Source organism: Pseudoalteromonas sp. ND6B (assembly GCF_000764215.1).
In the GTDB taxonomy this organism is placed as follows: domain Bacteria; phylum Pseudomonadota; class Gammaproteobacteria; order Enterobacterales; family Alteromonadaceae; genus Pseudoalteromonas; species Pseudoalteromonas tetraodonis.
Genome location: NZ_JQFL01000035.1, coordinates 19,878 through 39,966 on the forward strand (window position 1 = coordinate 19,878; position 20,089 = coordinate 39,966).

17 protein-coding genes are annotated in these 20,089 nt (G+C 38.6%); 11 read left to right on the forward strand and 6 right to left on the reverse strand.

Annotated features, from left to right (window positions below; all coding sequences use genetic code 11):
* Positions 1–43 precede the first annotated feature (43 nt).
* Positions 44–1,489 carry an exodeoxyribonuclease I gene (gene sbcB / locus ND6B_RS10915; RefSeq protein ID WP_033103317.1) on the reverse strand — a complete coding sequence of 482 codons (1,446 nt, stop codon included), beginning with the start codon at positions 1,487–1,489 and terminating at the stop codon, positions 44–46.
* Between the two features lie 417 nt (positions 1,490–1,906).
* Here sbcB and ND6B_RS10910 point away from each other — a divergent pair, with 417 nt between their 5' ends.
* Both ND6B_RS10910 and ND6B_RS10905 read left to right on the forward strand, forming a co-directional pair.
* A complete protein-coding gene (locus ND6B_RS10910; protein ID WP_028835106.1) occupies positions 1,907–2,188 on the forward strand; it encodes a PepSY domain-containing protein in 282 nt (93 codons plus the stop codon).
* 1 nt (position 2,189) lies between these two features.
* Positions 2,190–2,711, forward strand: coding sequence for a cytochrome b/b6 domain-containing protein (locus ND6B_RS10905; protein WP_033103318.1), 522 nt, complete (start codon positions 2,190–2,192; stop codon positions 2,709–2,711).
* Between the two features lie 284 nt (positions 2,712–2,995).
* Here the strand turns inward: ND6B_RS10905 and ND6B_RS10900 are convergent, their stop codons facing one another.
* Positions 2,996–5,125: a pre-peptidase C-terminal domain-containing protein gene (locus ND6B_RS10900; protein WP_033103319.1), complete on the reverse strand. Its 2,130-nt coding sequence runs from the start codon at positions 5,123–5,125 to the stop codon at positions 2,996–2,998.
* Positions 5,126–5,611: 486 nt separating this feature from the next.
* Between ND6B_RS10900 and ND6B_RS10895 the strand changes: the two genes are divergently transcribed.
* On the forward strand, positions 5,612–5,950 hold the full coding sequence (locus ND6B_RS10895; RefSeq protein ID WP_028835109.1) for a hypothetical protein: 339 nt from the start codon (positions 5,612–5,614) through the stop codon (positions 5,948–5,950).
* On the forward strand, positions 5,943–7,286 hold the full coding sequence (locus ND6B_RS10890) for an SPFH domain-containing protein (protein ID WP_033103320.1): 1,344 nt from the start codon (positions 5,943–5,945) through the stop codon (positions 7,284–7,286). Before ND6B_RS10895 ends, ND6B_RS10890 begins: the two co-directional genes overlap by 8 nt.
* Before the next feature lie 76 nt (positions 7,287–7,362).
* Here ND6B_RS10890 and ND6B_RS10885 read toward each other — a convergent pair whose 3' ends face one another.
* Positions 7,363–7,608, reverse strand: a complete 246-nt coding sequence (locus ND6B_RS10885) for a hypothetical protein (RefSeq protein ID WP_013465128.1) — start codon at positions 7,606–7,608, stop codon at positions 7,363–7,365.
* Positions 7,609–7,956: 348 nt separating this feature from the next.
* On the opposite strand from ND6B_RS10885, the gene ND6B_RS10880 reads away from it, so the two are divergent.
* From ND6B_RS10880 to ND6B_RS10870, 3 genes are all read left to right on the forward strand, one after another.
* Positions 7,957–9,255: a porin gene (locus ND6B_RS10880; RefSeq protein WP_033103321.1), complete on the forward strand. Its 1,299-nt coding sequence runs from the start codon at positions 7,957–7,959 to the stop codon at positions 9,253–9,255.
* A 182-nt stretch (positions 9,256–9,437) separates the two neighbouring features.
* Positions 9,438–10,283 carry an HDOD domain-containing protein gene (locus tag ND6B_RS10875; protein WP_033103322.1) on the forward strand — a complete coding sequence of 282 codons (846 nt, stop codon included), beginning with the start codon at positions 9,438–9,440 and terminating at the stop codon, positions 10,281–10,283.
* A gap of 207 nt (positions 10,284–10,490) precedes the next feature.
* Positions 10,491–10,901 (forward strand): hypothetical protein, encoded by a 411-nt coding sequence (locus ND6B_RS10870; RefSeq protein ID WP_013465125.1) that lies wholly within the window; start codon positions 10,491–10,493, stop codon positions 10,899–10,901.
* Between the two features lie 74 nt (positions 10,902–10,975).
* Here ND6B_RS10870 and ND6B_RS10865 read toward each other — a convergent pair whose 3' ends face one another.
* A complete protein-coding gene (locus tag ND6B_RS10865; RefSeq protein WP_024601610.1) occupies positions 10,976–11,875 on the reverse strand; it encodes a LysR substrate-binding domain-containing protein in 900 nt (299 codons plus the stop codon).
* A gap of 124 nt (positions 11,876–11,999) precedes the next feature.
* Between ND6B_RS10865 and ND6B_RS10860 the strand changes: the two genes are divergently transcribed.
* From ND6B_RS10860 to ND6B_RS10850, 3 genes are all read left to right on the forward strand, one after another.
* The gene (locus ND6B_RS10860; protein WP_024601611.1) at positions 12,000–12,452 is read left to right on the forward strand and encodes a DoxX family protein; all 453 of its coding nucleotides are present in this window, start codon (positions 12,000–12,002) and stop codon (positions 12,450–12,452) included.
* A 78-nt stretch (positions 12,453–12,530) separates the two neighbouring features.
* A complete protein-coding gene (locus ND6B_RS10855; protein WP_024601612.1) occupies positions 12,531–13,481 on the forward strand; it encodes a glutathione S-transferase family protein in 951 nt (316 codons plus the stop codon).
* A 29-nt stretch (positions 13,482–13,510) separates the two neighbouring features.
* Positions 13,511–14,218: a pirin family protein gene (locus ND6B_RS10850; protein ID WP_033103323.1), complete on the forward strand. Its 708-nt coding sequence runs from the start codon at positions 13,511–13,513 to the stop codon at positions 14,216–14,218.
* A 72-nt stretch (positions 14,219–14,290) separates the two neighbouring features.
* Here ND6B_RS10850 and ND6B_RS10845 read toward each other — a convergent pair whose 3' ends face one another.
* The gene (locus ND6B_RS10845; protein ID WP_033103324.1) at positions 14,291–16,333 is read right to left on the reverse strand and encodes a methyl-accepting chemotaxis protein; all 2,043 of its coding nucleotides are present in this window, start codon (positions 16,331–16,333) and stop codon (positions 14,291–14,293) included.
* Positions 16,334–16,539: 206 nt separating this feature from the next.
* On the opposite strand from ND6B_RS10845, the gene helD reads away from it, so the two are divergent.
* On the forward strand, positions 16,540–18,636 hold the full coding sequence (gene helD / locus ND6B_RS19600; protein WP_152333068.1) for a DNA helicase IV: 2,097 nt from the start codon (positions 16,540–16,542) through the stop codon (positions 18,634–18,636).
* A gap of 72 nt (positions 18,637–18,708) precedes the next feature.
* Here the strand turns inward: helD and ND6B_RS10835 are convergent, their stop codons facing one another.
* Positions 18,709–19,878: an MFS transporter gene (locus ND6B_RS10835; protein WP_024603123.1), complete on the reverse strand. Its 1,170-nt coding sequence runs from the start codon at positions 19,876–19,878 to the stop codon at positions 18,709–18,711.
* Positions 19,879–20,089 lie beyond the last annotated feature (211 nt).

Sequence of the window (20,089 nt, forward strand, 5' to 3'; positions counted from 1 at the left end):
CTAAAGGGTCGCGTTTTTCATGGGTTATATACACTAAAGCAAATTACATGCTTTGCGCGTAGTTATACAGCGCTTTTAAAATTGTAAGATTTTTTTCGCTGTCATCATGCTCATGCGCTAGGTTTTCAAGGGTGATCATAAAATCTTGTGCGCTGATTGATGGCTGATCTTCGCCATGCATTAACTTGCTTTGGCAATATTGACGCCATTGATCAAGCTCTTGTTGGTTTAGCGTTTGTGGCCAGTTTCGCGCGCGGTATCTAAATAGCAAAGTGTTAAATTTAGGATCTTCAAATTCAAGCTTTAACCTTGCCAAGTCTTCAGGTTTTGCATCACGAATAATCGCAAATTTGGCTTTATCAGCATGGCTAGTAAAGCCATCATAAAGTAAATAATCTACATTTGTAGTGGCGCTGTAATCGCCTTGCTCATTAAATACTTCAGTGACTTTATCGCGAAGCTCAGTATTGGCTTTTAAAATGGCTAAATTAGCCAAGCATTGCTCGCGGTCAATACCCAAGCGAGCAGCGTTTTCAGGCAGTAGTGTTTTAGCTGGTGCTAAAATAGGGCACTTGTTTAAATGCACCAGCTTTAAACCTACGGGTAAATCACCCTCTGCTAAATCTATACGTTTGGTGTATAAACGCTTGCGTAGCTCTTCTACATTTAAATCAAGTAATACCTGTGGATTTTGGGTTAAATCAAAGCAAATAACTGCGTTTTTATTAACAGGATGAAAGCTCATAGGTGCCACCCACGTGGTACAACCCTGGGTTGCTGGAATACGCGACGATGTATGCACTAATGGGGTCATATTAAATACATCAACCATTTCAGCGAGTGCTTTTTTACCACGCAAACTAAAAAAGAAGTGATACAGCTTAGGCTGCTTTTCTTTTATTAATTTAGCCAGTGCAATGGTAGCCGTTACATCACTTAATGCATCGTGCGCAGCGGCATGTTCAATACCATTAGCTACAGTTAAATGCTCAAGTTTAAAACTTGGGCTGCCATCTTCTTTTAATGGCCACTCAATGCCCTCAGGGCGAAGTGCATAGCAGGCACGCACTAAATCTATAATATCCCAACGACTGTTATTGTTTTTATATTCACGCTCATATGGGTCGTAAAAGTTACGATAAAAGCTATACCGGCTTACTTCATCATCAAAGCGAATACTGTTATAACCAGCCACACAGGTATTGGGCACGCTAAATTCGGCATGAATTTTAGCAATAAACTCAGCCTCAACTAAGCCTTTTTGCATCGCCACTTGTGGGGTAATACCAGTAATTAAACACGCCTCAGGATGCGGTAAATAATCCGCTTGCGGCTTACAGTACTCAATAAGCGGCTCGCCAATAATATTTAAATCAAGATCGGTGCGCACACCTGCAAATTGGCTCGGCTTATCCTTTTGCGGGCTTGCCCCCCAGGTCTCGTAGTCGTGCCAATAGATTGTTGCTTGGTTTTGCTCTTGATAAGCCATTAAAAAACCCTATAAGTTAGCTTGAAACGGTTTATATACCGCCAAGTTACTAAATTTATGAATTATTTAGATTATGGCATAGGGTGACAGGAGTTTATAGGTTTATACTAATTTTGGTATTAAGAGTATGGGGGGCTACAAACTTAACATTACATATAAAAGGGTAGCCTTATGCCAGAAAGTTACATTTTGATGATATGGGCCAAGCTTGCTTTGAAGTATTGTTTTGTATGAAGAGTAATACTTAAATAACCTATCACGTTAAATAAATTTAAACTTATTAATGGGGATAAGTTAATTCCTTTGCCATAAATAAAGGGGGGACGAATAAGTTAAGTACCGATAAAGCGATTGATCCTGTTATTTAATGCACGTAGTATGATTAACCGACAATCCATTTTTAACAAGGATATTTTAATGAAAGCTAAACTTTTAATCACATCAGTAGTAAGTGTATTTTTACTTGCAGGTTGCGGTGTTGCCAACGAAACCACTCAATGTACGAGTGAGCCAAACGAAAATTGGATGGAGCAACAGGAATTTAAAAATAGCTTAACCGCGCAAGGTTATAAAATTAAAGAATTTAAAGTTACCGAAGGCAATTGTTACGAGCTATACGGTAGCGATGTTAAAGGAAGCAAAGTAGAAATTTACTTTAACCCCGTTGATGGTAGCGTAGTTAAACAGGAAAACCATTAATTTGCGATCTACATTAGTAATTTGGGATCCCCTTGTTAGGGGGATCCATTGGCTTTTAGTGATTGCTTTTTGCTTGAATTATTTTTTACTTGAATCGGGCAGCGACGAGCATCAAATTGTGGGTTATGTTGCCTTTGTGGCCGTACTAATTCGCCTTGTTTGGGCTTTTTTTCGTTCTGGTTTTGCTAGTATTAAACAGATTAAATTGCGACCTAGTGATTTTAAATTGCACTTTAAACACTTAAAAAACAGAAATGTGCCGGAAAACTCTGGCCATAATCCGTTAGGCTGGTTAATGGTGTTGGCAACATGGTTATTATTTATTGCACTTGCCACAACGGGTTTTTTACTTGAAGAGACAGATTACTTTTTTGGTAGTTCACTTGTTGAAAATATTCATTCAATACTCGCTAACAGTTTGTATTCAATTGTAATAGTACATATTGCCGCAATTGTATTGGTTGGTTGGTGGGGGAGAGTTTCTTTGATAACTCCTATGATTACCGGCAAGCGAAAACCCTAGTACCAAAGCTGAAGCATCTGTGTACTTTTTTTAAACTTTAATTTTTGGCAGTGTGTTTGGTTTGAAGGTGCTAAATAGTATTTGATGGGTGGGTATAACTCGTTAATAGATGATGAAACCTTATTTACTAGGCATACGCTGCCCACATAGCTTTCCTTAGGTACGTTTAAGTTAAGCCAGAAGAATAAATAAAAACCAACAAAGATTGCTGTAAAATGAAACTAGCTAAAAGTGAAAAGCACTGCAGGTATACTGGAGTGCTTTGTTTAGGGTAATGATATTGTCTATTTTGCAGTAGCGACAAGCTTAACCCAGTCATAACTGAGCATACCTAGTAAGCCGATTTGTAATGATTGACCAGCACTAACGGCTAGAGTGCAGCTTTCGTTGTTGCCGGTGTTTTTTGATAGGCAATCATATTGTGTTTGCGTGACAGCACCATCTGCTTTTACGTACAGGCTGATATCTCCTTGGCTACCTGTTGTGTTTATTGTTACAGATGTTTTTCCTGTAGGAACTACATAGCTATATCGTTGCCAAAAACCAGGAAATCCATAGGCGCGAGAAGCAATAATGGTGCTATCTCCCGTCGGTGGTGTGCTGTTTTCATAATCAGCCATAATAGTGACATTACTGTAGCTGCTATAGGCTTTAAGCATAACGTAATAGCGACCTTCTCCTTGACTCACGTTACAGCTTTCAGTGTTACCATTTCTAAATGGTCGGCAGTCGTAATCGTTTGTGGTAGGTATTGTATTTTTCTTAACGTATAGGTCTGCATCACCTGAGCCACCTGATATGCTCATTGTAATGTTCGTGGTATTTGCAGGCACATCAATATAGTAGATACTCTCTTGATTTATTGCTGCACTTTGGCCTGTTAATGCTTGGCCTTTAGTTAATTCAATTTCTGTTGAGGAACCATCGGAAACACTAATAGTTTGGGTTAGTGTATTTGTATTATTATTACTATCTTGCACAGTAACAGAGACGTCGTAATCACCCTCAGACACAAAATTATGCACTACAGTTGCACCTGTATCGGTTTGATTATCGCCAAAGTTCCAACTATAGCTATTGATAGTACCTGCTGAGCTGGAGCTTGTTGCATCAAAATTACACTGTAATTGTTCACAGCTGTATTCAAAACGTGCGGTAGGTGGCAGTGGTGTAGTACCGTCGTTATCGCCAACAGGCACTGTGTTATTAAAGTAAGTTGCGACTTGGGGCCAAATCTTACTTATTTTGGCGCCTTTATTGTAGCATCCGCCTAAGTGATGAAGTGCAATAACACGATTACTTGATGCTGCAACAACAGGAGAACCGGAAGAGCCGCCTATAGTGTCACAATAGTATCCAATATCAGTATTACTTCCACGCCCATTTGTTGAGGGGGCATTAACTTGGCACAAACCATTGGTATCTTGATCCGATTCAATTGACAGCTCTTTAGGGTTACCTGAACCATGTTGAGGAATATAAATTCGCTCACTTTGCTCTGCGTTTCGCACATCAAGCCCCAAGTAACCAAACTGCTCAATAGCGGCAAAGTCATTAACACTGAACAGCGTATAATCTAACGTGTAGTCAGTTTTAAAAAACTCTTTACCCGTTACTTTTACAATGGTTTCTCTGGTTGTCCCATTACAACTTTTATTTTGGTAGTTAAACCACACTTCAGTAGAGGCAAGCTCAGATGCAGTCTCTATACAGTGGTTATTGGTAAATAACTTATTATCGCTGCCAACGCGCCAACCGGTACATAAGCTGCGGCCACCAATTACTAAGCGTGCTACCGGGCGGCTGCGGTCAAACTCTGTTGGGTTGGAATTAACCCAACACTGCACATCTTTGCGCTCATTAATACCACAGGTAGACAAAGGGGCTGGTTTATTTTGTTCATTGATATTTATATTGGCGCTTTCAGTTCCGTAATAATAGCTATCAATAACACCAAACTGGTGTTGCTGCTTACTGTTTTTTGGATCAGGGTAATATTCAATGATAACGCTGTCATTTGATACCGACATAGAAGAAAATGAATGCACACCATCATCCCCGTTTAAGCTATCGATTGTTGCTGCGTCCATATTATTACTACTATATTCATATCGCTCTGAGTTATCTTCGCTTCTAACGACTAACTTTGCGTCACCATTTAGATCTACTTGGCTAAAATGTAGCTTTATGTAATCAGCATTAGGGTGCGATACAGTTTGAGTAATTACGTGTCCTTGCGCAGTTTCGATAGCAAATTGCTTAGAAAGTTTTACATGGGTAGAAGCGTGTTTGGCGATTGTGGTTTTCTTTGCTTCTTGAGTGTGTTGTAAAATAGTGAGCTCATCGATTGCAGCAAAACTGCATTGTCCATAGATAGCTGTAGCGAGCAATGCTGCGTATTTACATTTATTCATCTTTATATCCTTTTCACTAATAAGTGGTTTGATGTAACGTAAACGATCAACTGCATGCCCATATGATTTAACTTTGAGCAAATAATCAGTACCTAATTTACATACTAAGGGTAGGTCGCATTTTAATCTTCGCCAGTAAAAAATTTAAATATTTTTAACTTTACTCGGAAATTATTGCAATTTTCACTTTGAAATCAGATTATTAAAAAATAAATGGCTTAATATTCAATATGAAAGTTTGAATAAAAGATGTTTACCGTTGACTCTAAACGGTAAACATCAACACTCACTAAAAGTAATATTGTAGATATTGAGACTTCTGATATTGAACTTTTATCTAATTTAATTTTTACAAAAATATACACAAGCCAAGTTTTAATTCTGTTATTTGGGTCGTTATTCTGTAAAATTATCGGCTTAACACCTGTGACCTAGTCGTTACATTTGTTGTTGGGGTTAATTATTCAATTAATATAAGCAGACGTTATGATTTTTTATATTATTGGGTTAAGTACGCTTGTTATTATTTTGTGTGTGGCGCTTTATGTGATTTACAGCAATATACGTAAGAGCCGAGTAAGAAAGTCAAAAGAATATAATGTGTTATTTGATAAAGACACCATTATTGATGAACTCATTGCTCAACTTAGCGAGAAAAACCAAACCCAAGAAAACCAGGAAAAAACAATTAAAGGCAAACAAGAGATCCTTGCAACTTTTATAGATTTGCATCGATCGGGTAGTTTTTGTGCGCATTTAAGCGAACAAGAAATTACGTATTTTGTTAAAAAGAAACTAAACATGGAGAGTACTAAAAATGGATAGCGAACAACAAGCAGTCGCTGAGGCAAAAAACACCTCATTTATGGCACGTTTTGGTCGTCGTAATGTGATTTTACTAACATCCGTTGTCGTGGTGTTAGCCGTGATTGCAACATTAACGTCGCAGGTTATTTCATGGAATGAAGCCGATGAGCGGCTAGTTCATCAGTCAGCTTTTACCGGTAATTTAACGGTAATAAATCAAGCGGGCCCTTACTTAAAAGCATTTGGTACAACATCAGCCTATAAAAAAGTTATTTCAATTAACTTTACCGGCGATAGCAGCGCAACAGCCAGTGCCATTGTACCACTCATTCCTATTCGATTCTTAGATACCACGACCGGTGGGGCACGCGGTGTTTCCCGCTTTAGATTACCTGGCAACGTACCCGCTAGTGAATCGGGTGCTTTGCGTGGTTTATTAAAAATTCATGAAGAATTTGGTTCCCAAGAAACCCTAATTTCTAACCTTTTAATGCGTGCAACAACAGAAAATGTAAAAGCGTCGGCTCGTATGATGTCGGTGGAGCAACATTATTCAGGTGGTAATGGTCAATTAAGCCAAGATTTTTCTGATCAACTTACGAATGGTATTTTTGTTACTGAGCAAATTATTAGTACCGGTGAGCGTGATAAGTCAGATGATTTAAGTAATTTAAGTAAGCAACAACGCGTTACCATTAATATAAAGAAGGATGCTGAAGGTAATCCGCTACGTAATGCGCCTATTTTAGGCTCTTATGGGATCACAGTCGTTGATGCGAGTATTATTGATATTGATTACGAAAATAAAGTAAATGCACGTTTAGAGGCGCAAAAACAAGCGGCTGCTGATGAAGCGCTGGCAAGACAAAACCTTAAAAAAGCAGAGCAACAAGCACGTACTGAAGTGGCATTAGGTGAGCAAGCGATTGCAAAGCAAAGAGCTGAGTCTGAAAAGCTAAAAATTAAAGAGCAAATTGATGCAGAACGAATAAAAGCGAATGCGATTATTTCTGCTCAGCAACGTGTAGCTGTTAAAGCGGAGCTTGCAAAAGAGCAAGAAGAAATTTTAAAACAGCAACGCTTAGAAGCATTAGGTATGGACGTTTTAGCTGAAGCGCGTTTACGCGCAAAATCAGCAGCGCTTGATCCTAAGTATGTATTTGATGAAACACTTAAAGCAGAAGTTAAAATTCAAACGGCTTTATTTACTAGCTTAGGTAACAGCCGCTTAGTGCCTGAAATTGTTATAGGTGCAGGGCAGGGTGAGCAAAATAACGGCTCTGAATTTATGCGCTTACTGGCGGCCGACGCGGCATTGAGCCTTAAAAAGCGTTTAGAAAAAGAGAAAAAATAAACGTTAAAAATCATTATAAAGCCCTAGCTTTAATTGCTAGGGCTTTTTTTGTGGTATCGCTTTGTAAGTGGTGAGTTTAAAACTTAGGACACAAAGCGTGGCTAAAGCCTTTTTCGGTTAGCAAAAAAGTGGCGCTGGGCGTCGAAAATATATATTCCTCATGAAGAAGAAACGCAATTGTTCCTTTTATTTGCTCACCTTGATGATCTGAGGCATCGCTAATTAATTGTTCAGGATCTAACTGGCTTGGGCTTGGAAAGTTATTATAAAGATGCTTAAAAATTAACGTAGCAATTGTGTTAAAGGTATCGTTATTTTTCATTTTTGGAGAGTCCTTAATTTATATATGTAGCAACAAACTGGCTGTTTTAAATATGATTTTTAAATAATAACACATTAAAAATAGGTACATGATCATCCTACTATTTTTTTAAGCTTTAATTTTGCAAGCTGCTGCTTTCATTTATTAAAATGATGATTAATTGTCATGCTTACCCTGCTAAAAAGTAGTTTGTGTGTTGCTGGTGTGTTGCGCAAAATCACAAGGTGTAATTGAAGAGTTGTAAAAATACGTTATCATTGTAAAACAACATGTAAAATCAAGCAGGTACTTAGCTCACGCTGACCAAGTTCGAGTTAATAATATCAACAAGGCAAGCAAGGACAAATTATGACACCTATGAAACCTTTAGCACTAGCAGTGGCTATGGTTGTTTTTTCACATCAGGCACATGCAGATACAGATCTTGATAAAGTAAAGCAGCAATTAAGCAGCTTACAAAAACAAGTGGAAATGCTGCAAAAGCAACTTGCGAAAGCAGAGCAAAAAAGTGAAAAATCAATCGAACGCACCATTGAAGTGAAAGAAGATACAGCTGAAGTTAAAGTAGCTAAACATGAACACAAGCCTCAGGGAATTAAAATTGGCGGTGCTGTTCGAACCAACTATAGCCACACCTCGTATGATGACGACAATAAAAATCGCGGCGGCGATTTTGACTTTGATATTTTTCGCTTAAATTTCTCAGGCGATGTGGGTGATGTAAAACTAAACGCTGAAATTCGTTTTTTTGATTACATGACAGCTGTTAAATACGCCTATGCTGCTTACGATTTTGCTGATGATTGGCAAGTTCAAGCAGGTATTACTCAGGTTCCTTTTGGTAACTGGCCTTACAATTCACATAACTACTTTTTCAGCACTAACTATTACGTAGGCCTTGAAGACGACCACGATTTAGGGGTGTTATTTAAGCGTAAAATTGCCGATAACTGGCAGCTTGATTTGGGCTTTTTCAAAAATGATGAATTAGGTGGTGTTGATGGTTATGTAGATAACCGCAGCGATCGCTACTCATACGATATTGTTGGTTTTAGAGAAGCTGGTGATGGTGTTTACGCTGAGCCGACCAATCCAATTGGCGAATATAATACGTTCTCAGGTCGTTACGGCTACCACATAGAGCATGAGGGTGGTAAAACTGAAATTGGTGTGTCAGCGCTTGCTGGTGGCTTGCATGATGGTGTTGACCGCGCAGGTGACTATAACGCATGGGCGCTTCACTTAAACAGTAATATGGGCCCTTGGAACTTGCAATTACAACATGGCGAATACAACTACGATATTGATAACGTAAACCGCATTGCTGTAGGCGCTTACTCGTTTTACGATAGCATGGCAGCGGAAGCAACTATGTCGAGTGCAAACGTAGCATACAGTGTGCCGGTGCAATGGGGCGCAGTAACAAACTTACAGTTTTATAATGACTACAGCGCTATTTACGACAAATCAGACAACAGCAAAGATACCTGGATGAACGTAACCGGTTTCTCGGTCGCTGCAGGTGGTTTATTTACATACTTTGACTTAGTTCATGGTAAAAACATGCCGTTTGTTGGTGGCTCATTAGCGGGCGATAGCAGCGAAACTGAACGCCGCTTCAACATTAATATTGGCTATTACTTCTAATAAGCTAGTATTCAAAGCACACGTCTATATACTGGGCGTGTGCTACTGTCGTTTTAAAAATCATTTTTACCCTACCAATTTCAGCACCTATAAATTGATAAATCTCTAATCAACTTCTAGTATAAAAGTTCAAATGGAATTAAATAAATAATCCATATAGCTTAGCTGGAGGCTAGACATCGATGTTTGTCGTTAATGAGCAGGTATTATCTGATGTAAACAAAAACTTTATTATTCCCCCAAAACCGCAAATTTTAGATGATCTTGATAGATTAGCACATCAAAATGAGCCGTCTTTAATGGCTGCTGCAGATATAGTTGCTAAAGATGTGGCCATATCGTCTGCTATTTTAAAAATTGTTAATTCACCCGCTTACGGCTTAGTGCGAAGCATTGCTGACATAAAACAAGCCATCATGTTTTTAGGTTGGAATGGCATAGAAGCACTTATTCCTGCGCTTAAATTAAAGCAAATGTTTTTACAAAAAACATGTTGTATTAGTTTAGAGCGTTTTTGGGATAACGCGTCTGAAATTGCTAATGTAAACATGATTGTTGGGCAGCGAGTAAAAAATAAAATTCCAGTTGAATACTTATACACTCTCGGTTTATTTCATGATTGCGGCATAGTTCCGATGGCGATTAAATATGACGACTACGTCAATGTGCTGCATGGTTCAAATAGAAGCAGTAAAGAAAGTTTAGTTGATATTGAAGATCGTGTTTATGGCGCTAATCATGCCATTATCGGCTATTACTTAGCATCGAGTTGGCATTTACCAAGAGATATTTGCCAGCTTATCCTACGCCATCATGATTTAAGTTTACTTGAGGACACATCCGATCCTAATCAACAGCTCTGTTTTTGTGTGTTAAAGCTCTCTGAAAGCATAGTAAATAGTATTTTACGTGATGAAAAAATTAAAGATTGGGAGCGCCTTGAACCGTTTATACTTAAAAAGTTAAATATGTCTGAAGATGAATATATTGATTTACAAGAAGAAGTTATTGATTACTTAAATCAGTAAATAATCATGCCGGGTTTGCAGCCTAGTTAAACGAGCGGTTATTTGTCGCTTTTATTAAAACGAATATGCTCAGTTTAATTAGACTAAAGTCTATAGGTTAGTTTTTTTCACTTATTGGTTTGTTTTTAATCGTTTGTCGAGATTAAGTAAACACTCTAAAGTTTAGTTGTCGGCAACAAGCACGACTAACCAAATAGGAAACTAATCATGAAACGCTCACTTATCAAAACCATCGCTCTTGGCTCTTTATTAACTTGCTCAGCTGCTGTAATGGCTGATCAAAGTGACTACAAGTTAATGGTTATTGAAGAGGCTGCAACAGCCCCACAAGAATTCGAAGTTGCATTTAACAGTTGCGCATTAAATGTAAAATCAAAAAACTACAGCCAAGCTGAAGAAATTTGCTCAAAAGCAATTACATTATTACAGCAAAGTACAGGCCCACGTTTTAAAGTACGTGAGCTGACCTCATTTGCTTTAAGTAACCGCGGTGTTGGCCGTTTAATGGCTAAAAACGAAACCGCAGCGTTATCTGACTTTTACGAAGCACAGCAAATATCAGGTAACGAGTTAGTGTCGCACAACTTAACACGTGCTAAGCAAGATCTTGCTTTATAACATCTATTAGTGATTAAAAAAGCCCATGCTAATTTAGTTAGCATGGGCTTTTGCATTTATGTAGTTGGCTTATTTCATGTCTGTAAATTATTGTCGATTAAAAGTTGAGTCAATTTTTTTAATCCTTTACCTTTGTTGGTTATTTTCCATGCAAGGTATAAGTCTTGAATAGGACGTGGTTCAATGAGCTCCACAACATGAAGTTTTTTAGCTTTAATATGTTCAGCAATAAGGTTTACTGGTAAATAACCAATCCCGATTCCCGATAAAATAGCGGTAATTTTTTGTTTTACGGAGCTTACATAAAAACGTTGACTACCTTCGATTAAATTAGCTGACCACGGAATACTTTGTTTTGCAGAGTCATGAACTATCACTGTGGTGTATTGACCAAGCTCACTAGGCTTGATGGGTTTTTGCTCTTTTGCTAAAGGGTGGGTTGGGTGAACCACAAGTACATTTTGAATATCCGTTATTTTCACTGCTCTGATCCCTTTTTGAGCAGGCACGGGGGCGGGTGCACCAATCACTAAGTCAACATTGTCTTCTATTAACGCCTCCCATGTACCGCTCATGACCTCTTCTTTTACATCAATTTCAATGCTTTTATGTTCAATTAAAAATTGTTGCAAAGCAGCAAAAACATTAGTTACGTCAATAATTGAGTCACAAGCAATCCGTATTCTAGGCTCCCAGCCATTAGCTATGGTTTGTGTTTGCTCCGATAAATTATTTATAGCATTGAGCACTTTACGCCCCTCGCTCAGTAAATGTTTACCTGCGGGGGTTAAAACTGCTCGCCGACCTTGGCGCTGAAATAAAGTTACATTTAATTGCTCTTCAAGTTTATTAACAATATACGACAGGGCTGATGGCACTTTATTAAGTTGTTCTGCAGCGGCTGCATAACTGCCACGATGCTCAATGGCGTCTAATACCAGTAAAGCTTCTATGCTAATAGGGGGTGTATTCATCATCATACCAAATATTAACTGTTCAAAATATTTGAACATATAAAGCAAATAATAGGAGTTATTTAATTTTAATTCAACTTATACAATAGCTGCATAATCAACAGAAACAATACAGGTAAACATTATGACGATTAAAAATATCACAGCTGTCATCACAAAAACTGAACAGTCTTTTGCAACACTACCATTAAGGCTTATTGCAGGATTAGTGTTTAGCGCTCATGGGGCACAAAAACTGTTTGCGTGGTTTGGTGGCTATGGCTTGGAAGGCACAGGGCAATGGATGGAGTCGATTGGCTTAGCACCGGGCTATTTAATGGCATTAATGGCGGGTGGCGCTGAATTTTTTGGTGGGTTACTACTCATCGTTGGTTTGCTGGTGCGTCCTGCGAGTTTTGTACTGGCTATCACTATGGTGGTTGCTATTTTTACCGTACATATAGATAACGGCTTATTTATGAGCAACAACGGTTACGAGTTTGGTTTATCGTTGTTGGCAATTACCTTGGCCTTATTTATTCAAGGAGCTGGAAAGCTATCCCTTGATGGAAAAATTCATAACAAATTAAACCAATAAGCTGATCATATAACTGATTGAACTTTAAGCTGCCAATCTGCGTAAGGTTGGCACATTCTACATACTTAGGAGACGGACATGGGATTACTTGTTAACGGTGAATGGGTCGATAAATGGTACGACACCGAAAAAAGCGACGGTAAATTTGTACGTCAAGACAGCCGTTTTAGGGATACTATTTCATCAGCGCCACAAAGCAAATTTACCCCTGAGGCGGGGCGTTATCATTTATATGTATCGCTAGCGTGCCCTTGGGCGCACAGAACGATTATTTTTCGTAAATTAAAGCAGCTCGAAGATATTATTTCTATGAGTATTGTTGAAGCGCCCATGATGGAAAACGGCTGGGAATTTGGCGAGCAGGGCGATCCACTTTATAACTTAGATTACGCCTATCAATTATATTTAAAAGCCGATCCTAGTTATGAAGGGCGGGTTACTGTGCCGATTTTATGGGATAAAAAAACGCAAACTATTGTAAATAATGAATCAATAGAGATCATTCGTATGCTTAATAGTGCGTTTAATGAGCTCACTGGCAATACTGATGATTATTATCCAGAGCCACTTCGTGAAGAAATCGAAGCCGTGAATAACCGTGTCTATAACACCATTAATAACGGCGTATATAAAGCCGGTTTTGCTACTACACAAGAAGCTTACAACGAGGCTTACACCGCACTATTTGATAGTTTAGACTGGCTAGAAGCGCGTTTAGCTAAGCAGCGCTATCTCGTTGGTGATGTTATTACAGAAGCTGATTGGCGTTTATTTACAACCCTTATTCGCTTTGATGCGGTGTATCACGGGCATTTTAAGTGTAACCGTCAAAAATTAAGCGAGTTTCACCATATTAGCAATTACGTTAACGAGCTGTACCAAGTACCGGGTGTTAAAGAAACAGTCGATTTAGAGTACACAAAGGTGCATTACTATGTAAGCCACTTAACGATTAATCCAACACAAATAGTACCGCTGGGTGCAAAGCATCATTTTGATGCTCCACACGACCGTGAACGTCCATATTAATTAATGTTTATTCTTTTTGAGGAAAGACCATGATCAATCATTATCCAAAGAACAGTTTAGGCAGTGCCGATCACGGTTGGCTTAAATCTAAACATCATTTTAGTTTTGCACATTACTATAATCCGGCACGTATGGGCTTTGGTACATTACGCGTTGTTAATGATGATTGGGTTGCACCTGAAATGGGATTTGGAGCGCATCCACACAAAAATATGGAAATTATTAGTTTCATACGCAGTGGTGCCATTACTCATCAAGATAGTATGGGTAATAAAGGCATAACCGAGCAAGGTGAAGTGCAGGTAATGAGTGCAGGCACAGGTATTGTGCATTCTGAGTATAACCGTACGAATGAGCCACTTACTTTTTATCAAATTTGGATTCAAAGTAATAAACAAGATGTGCCGCCGCGTTGGGAAAGTAAAAAATTTCCGACCGACGTAGCTAACGAGCTTACGCTTTTAGTGTCGGGTTATACAGAAGATGCGGGTAACACCTTATTTATCAATCAACAAGCACGCATTTATGGTGGAAAGATTGCAAAAGGTACCACCATCACTCAGCGTATTGATCATCAAGCTTATGTACTTGCATCTGATGGTGTATTTACTGTAGATGACAAAAGCAGTGTAATTACCATGAACAAAGGGGATGGTGCTGAGGTCACTCATGCTGATTTTATCACGCTAACGGCAACAACAGAGTGTGAAATAATTATTATTGATACATTAGCCTAGGCTATTCGGCTTAGTTGGGTTTAACTTAATTGCGCAGTAAACACTGCGCCATTGTTTTAAAAACTTACAGCACTATACTTTAAAGCTATCTACTTGCGATTTCATTTGCTTGTAAAGCGCTGATACATTTTTTGACTGCAGAGTTGTTTGCTCAGAGATTTGTTTCATTTGTGCTGACTGTTCTTTTAACGATACCAAATTTCTATTAATCTCGTTTGCTACATGAGATTGTTCTTGTGTTGCTTGTGCGGTTTCGGCCGACATTTGCTGCACTTTTTCAAAGGCGTGAGTTAGGTTGCTAAAAATACTAATAACGGCATCAAAATTACTGAGTGTGGCATTAGCATTTGTTTGACTGTTTTTAATAGAATCTGATGACGCTTTTACATTGTTATTTAAGCGTTGGATCATCGTATCTATTTCATCGGTGCTTTGTTGTGTGCGAGTAGCCAACGTTCTAACCTCATCAGCGACAACGGCAAACCCTCGGCCTTGCTCGCCAGCTCTGGCAGCTTCAATCGCGGCATTTAACGCTAATAAGTTAGTTTGTTCGGCAATATTTCTAATGACCTCAAGTACAGACGTAATATCGGTTGAGCTGCTTTCTAATTCAATAGAATTTGATAAAGCCGATTGAATATCATTGATTAAATCTTCAATTGCTTTACTCGATACATCAATGGCTTGAACTCCTTGCTGTACCTGCTCGCTAGAAATATCAGCTTCGTGGGCGGTATTTTTAGCCAGCTCAGCCATTTGCTGGTTTGCCATATCCATTTCATGACCAGCGCTTACAATAGAGTCAGACGCATTAGCAAGTTGCTGGGTCACGTCCATCGCGGTATCAGAGACATTATTAAGATCGCCGGTCACAGTACCTAGTTGAATGGAGTGCTGCTGAATGTTTTTTATTATTTGCTGCAGGTGCGCTAAAAAGTTATCAAACTCATTACTCAGCTCACCGAGCTCGTCATGTGATGTAGTATTAATTCTTTGCGTTAAATCACCATCACCAGCGGCAATTTCTTGGATTCGTAGAGTAATATTATTTATATTGTCGGTGAGTTTTTTAGGGATGTAATAACCCACAGCTAAAGCAACAATAAAGGCAATAATAATGATAACAAACACAATTTTTTCAAAAAGTTGAATGCTAGCTTGCACTTCATGTTTTACTTTTCGGGCATAGGTTCGCGCTTCTTCGCCCGCTATATCAAGTATTTCTCTCAATTCATTAAAGCTTTTATCTGCTTGCGCTAAATTATCATCAATTAAGGCTATTTGATTAGCCGAACTTGAGTAAACTAACGCTTTTCCTTTCTCGTACCACTGTTGATAAAGTTGATCAAAATTAGCGTATTTTTGTGTCAGTTGTGGCTCATCGATTAAGTAGCTGCGGTAACTATTAAAACGACGAATAACCTGAGCTGCATTTTCTTCAAATAGTTTTTGGTTTTGTGCCAATTCGCCATGTTGGTTTACAATTTTTTGTTTTGCTAGTCGAGCTTGGTATATATCTCTATCTGCATTGAGCACCTCGGCCATTGCTTCTACATAGCGACTTAATAACTCTGAGCCGACTTTATCTTGCTGCTGTTTATTGGTATGGATGCGAAGCTCTTCACCAGCTTGATCCATCATTTCTCGTATTTGTAAAAATTCAGATTCAGTTTGATTCAAATCACTTTGCATTTTACCTTGTGAGTGACTGGAATCCATTAACGTTTTACTGTGGTCTAGCCATTGATTGTATAAAGGCTCAAAACGAGAAAAAGAGTCATGTTTTGACAATAATGCTTGTTCATCTTTTAAGTACGTTAAGTATTTGTTGAAGCGGTCTTTGACTTGTTCAGCGTTTTCTAAAAACTCTGCTTTATTGGTCTCATTATCGCCTGTGGCACTGAGTAGATTTTCCAGTGCAATACGTGCTTGGTATATGTCTCTGTCAGCATTTAAAATAACGGTAACGGCTTCAAAAAAGGTTTCGGTTTGCCTTTTCATCGCGTTGTCTTGTATGTAAGTAATTGATGCAATTGAAACAAGTAAACCTGCAAGGATCAGTGCTAAAAAAGCAATAGGTAAAATAACTTTGGTTCTAATTGAGTTAATTCGCATGTTTCAATCCTTGTTAAATCACTGTATGTAGAGTAAATATTAGTCACAATAGGGAGTTATGCCAAGGAAATGGATAAATTGATTGGTTGTTTTTTGTTCTACTTTAACGCGTTGAAAATTTTACCGCCAGATTTATTATCCTTACAGCGCGTATTACCTTAAAATAGCGTTAATTGGTTCATTTTTATAAAGGAATTCTGCTGTTAATGAATTCTATTTTCCCCAGCGTATTTGGCCGCCTGTTTACCCCACACCTCGCTGTTGATATTAATCAACAAGGTTTAGTCATTAACAACAACAAGCACACAGATACACTGAATTGGTGCGATTTAACCTCGCCTATTTGTTATGAATATGGGGTGCTTGGACAAACACTACGTTTTTCAACACAGTCTGGGCAGTATCGAGTGTGGATGAGGGCTTATGGCAGTCACCGAATACTTAAAGCCAAGACGGATCAGCTATGGGTCAATAATAATATTGAACCATTAAATGAGCTGCTAGAAAATATTAACCAATTTGCACATCATCAATTTTTGCGTCAATCCTATGTGGCAGATATAAAACAGCGCGTTAAACAACAATACAACCGCTGGTTACCTTGGATAAAAAAGAGTGAGGCATTGGCAGTTGTTAGCACGCAAATAAAACTGCTCGAACAATATAGTCAGTGGAGCGATTCATTAACTCGCTTTTTACAGCATAAATACACACAGACACAGTTGCAGCGTTATGCTGGTTTTTTCGATAACGTTGAAGCAAACCCACTTACTGAAAATCAAAGACGGGCATGCATTATCGATGACGATAATAACCTCGTATTAGCCGGAGCCGGCACAGGTAAAACCAGTGTAATGGTGGCGCGAGCGGGCTATTTAGTAAACAGTGAGCAAGCTAATTACGATGATATTTTATTACTCGCCTATGGTAAGCAAGCTGCCAGTGAAATGGACGAACGTATTAAAGCTAAGCTGAATACACAGGCTATAAAAACCGCCACTTTTCACAGCTTAGGTTTAACAATTATTAGTGAGGTTGAGAGAAAAACGCCTAAAATATCTAAACTTGCTGAAAACGAAAAAGCTAAAATAAAATGGGTTGAAGGGTGTTTTGAATCGCTTGCTAATGCTAAGCCACAGTATGCTAAAGCATTGGTAAACTATATAAATAACAATCTTAATGACGTTAAAAGTGGGTTTGAATTAAGCACTGCAAAGCCTAATCATATAGCGCTTCTACAAGAGATAAAAGCTGGCGGTTATTTAACCAAATTAGCGACTTTATTTAGTCAATTAATTAGCGTGTATAAAACAGCAAATATAACGCTTGAGAACGATTCAAAGCAGATACAGCAGGCTTGGAAATTATTAAAGCCATTACTAGCCAACTATAACCATTATTTAGATACTCAAGGTGAAATAGACTTTGACGATATGATCCTCAAAGCCCTCGATTATGTTAATACAAGAAAGTTTATATCACCTTGGCGTTATATCATGGTTGATGAATTTCAAGATATATCGCCTACGCGTGCGGCGTTGGTTAAAGCGCTGCGCGATAGTAAGCCTAGAAGCTCTTTGTTTGTAGTAGGCGATGACTGGCAAGCTATTTACCGTTTTAGTGGTGCTGATATGCGCCTTACCACAGAATTTGCCGCACATTTTGGTTTTACCACACAAACCATACTGGATGTTACGTTTCGTTTTAATAATAAAATTAGTGAGGTTGCTTCATGTTTTATCATGAAAAACCCTGCCCAGTTAGCTAAGCAAATTAACTCGTTATCACAAGTGACAAAGCCCGCTATTAGCATATTAAAAACAGCGAATGTTGTCTCAAGCAAAAATACAAAAATAGCTGAGCTAAATAATGGGGCACTTGCCCATGTACTCGACACTATCAACAAAAATAAGCCCGCTGTTGTGTATTTACTGGCACGCTACCGCTTTCAGTTACCTACTAAAGCCGATATTAACGCCTTGCAGCACACCTTTTCTTCATTACAAATTGAGTGTGATACCTTTCATGGTTCAAAGGGTAAAGAAGCCGATTATGTAGTTATATTAGGTATGCATGGCGGGCAATTTGGATTTCCGAGCACTAAGCCATCGCCTGCAATGTTAGAAGCTCTGTTACCCGATAAAGATTTGTATGCCCATAGCGAAGAGCGACGCTTATTTTATGTGGCGCTCACTCGTGCTAAACACAAGGTGTTTATCATAAGTGATGACAACAACCGCAGCTGTTTTGTTGACGAGCTCATAAACGAGTATCAAATTGAGCTAAAAGAGTTAAAAACATAGCTATTAAAGTGGTAGCGCAGGTATAAACCGCTTAGTGGCAAACGAATAAGCTTAAGCGGTTTATCGCGTTAGTTAACCTGCAACAGGGGTGTTACCTGTGGGTATTTTTTTCATACTTTTTATGAGCATATAAATACAGGTGGTAATTAAACAACCACCTAAATAAATAAGCACACCATGGCTTGCATCAGAAAAATGCGTTGCCAACAACGGGCCTAATACAGAGCCAACACTGTAGCTGAGCAGCATTATTTCAGTGGCTGACACTATTTTTGCCATAGGTAACGAGTCGCACGCCAAAGTAATTGCAATCGGATAAAGTGCAAAACTACACGCACCTAATACAAAGTAACTTACAACTAATCCGCCAAAGCTATGCGCGTTTAATATTCCCATTACGCTGGCAGCACCAACAAAACAAAAAATAGCCATAAGTAAGCTTTTTATAATACGGGTTGATAAATAACTCACTAAAGGTTGCACCAGCATGCCACCTAAAATAATCACCGCCATAAGTAAGCCGGTATATTGGGCTTGATCAGTTTGCGCGGCTATATAAACTGGTAATAACCCGTAAATAGGGCCTAGTAATAATCCTGATACTAAACAGCCTAAAATAGCAGGGCGGCTGAGAGTTTTTAACTCTTTAAGTGGCAGCTTTTGTAATTGCTGAGCATTAGGTTGGCCTGTGGTAATTAATAATGGAGCTAAAATAGCCAACGCCAAAAGGGCAACGACAAATAAATACGGTACGGCACCTTCAGTGCCAAGCGGTGTGATTGCTAATTGCCCCACAGCGCTGCCACCATATAAAGAGGTCATATATAAACCTAAGCGTTTAGCTCGCGCCTTAGGTGTATTCGCCATTAACAACCACGACTCAACCACTACAAATACTCCCGCAACAGCAATACCAGCAACAAAGCGAGCAATTAACCACATTGTGGCTGTAGGGGAAATGATCTGTGCAATAACACTGATGATCAGCAACATTAAAAATGCGATAAATGCCATACGGTGGCCAATTTTTACTACCACACGCTCAATACACAGCGCGCCAATAAGTAAACCAAAATAAAAGACGCTGGCAAGCCAAGGCGCAAGATCAATACTTAACTTAAAAGCACTCAGTGATAACGGGATCAGGCTCATTAAAAAGCCCGAAGCAATAGCAAAAAAAGATAAACCAATAACAGGGGCTAAAGGATTATTTGATTTACTATTAGCGGCAAGTTCCACCATTAGATTATTCCGATAAAAAGGGTTTAAATAATTGCTGATTTAGGTGTGATAGTGGCGCGATTATTTGAAGCAGGTTAATTTGGCTGCGAATTTATGCTGCTTTTTATACCAAGTAAAGTGTTTTTTAATTGCTCAATCAAAATAATTTTTAAAATGTTTTTTTACGTAAACTAATCGCTTAATTGCAATCTGATTGTAGAAATAAGTTAGC

Bases quoted from the DNA above. Each gene is read 5' to 3' on its own strand.
- ND6B_RS10910 (WP_028835106.1), top strand. From the start codon at position 1,907: ATGAAAGCTAAACTTTTAATCACATCAGTAGTAAGTGTATTTTTACTT.
- ND6B_RS10890 (WP_033103320.1), top strand. From the start codon at position 5,943: ATGGATAGCGAACAACAAGCAGTCGCTGAGGCAAAAAACACCTCATTT.
- ND6B_RS10850 (WP_033103323.1), top strand. From the start codon at position 13,511: ATGATCAATCATTATCCAAAGAACAGTTTAGGCAGTGCCGATCACGGT.
- ND6B_RS10845 (WP_033103324.1), bottom strand. From the start codon at position 16,333: ATGCGAATTAACTCAATTAGAACCAAAGTTATTTTACCTATTGCTTTT.
- ND6B_RS10895 (WP_028835109.1), top strand. From the start codon at position 5,612: ATGATTTTTTATATTATTGGGTTAAGTACGCTTGTTATTATTTTGTGT.
- ND6B_RS10865 (WP_024601610.1), bottom strand. From the start codon at position 11,875: ATGAATACACCCCCTATTAGCATAGAAGCTTTACTGGTATTAGACGCC.
- ND6B_RS10875 (WP_033103322.1), top strand. From the start codon at position 9,438: ATGTTTGTCGTTAATGAGCAGGTATTATCTGATGTAAACAAAAACTTT.
- ND6B_RS10870 (WP_013465125.1), top strand. From the start codon at position 10,491: ATGAAACGCTCACTTATCAAAACCATCGCTCTTGGCTCTTTATTAACT.
- ND6B_RS10900 (WP_033103319.1), bottom strand. From the start codon at position 5,125: ATGAATAAATGTAAATACGCAGCATTGCTCGCTACAGCTATCTATGGA.
- ND6B_RS10860 (WP_024601611.1), top strand. From the start codon at position 12,000: ATGACGATTAAAAATATCACAGCTGTCATCACAAAAACTGAACAGTCT.
- ND6B_RS10880 (WP_033103321.1), top strand. From the start codon at position 7,957: ATGACACCTATGAAACCTTTAGCACTAGCAGTGGCTATGGTTGTTTTT.
- helD (WP_152333068.1), top strand. From the start codon at position 16,540: ATGAATTCTATTTTCCCCAGCGTATTTGGCCGCCTGTTTACCCCACAC.
- ND6B_RS10835 (WP_024603123.1), bottom strand. From the start codon at position 19,878: ATGGTGGAACTTGCCGCTAATAGTAAATCAAATAATCCTTTAGCCCCT.
- ND6B_RS10855 (WP_024601612.1), top strand. From the start codon at position 12,531: ATGGGATTACTTGTTAACGGTGAATGGGTCGATAAATGGTACGACACC.
- sbcB (WP_033103317.1), bottom strand. From the start codon at position 1,489: ATGGCTTATCAAGAGCAAAACCAAGCAACAATCTATTGGCACGACTAC.
- ND6B_RS10885 (WP_013465128.1), bottom strand. From the start codon at position 7,608: ATGAAAAATAACGATACCTTTAACACAATTGCTACGTTAATTTTTAAG.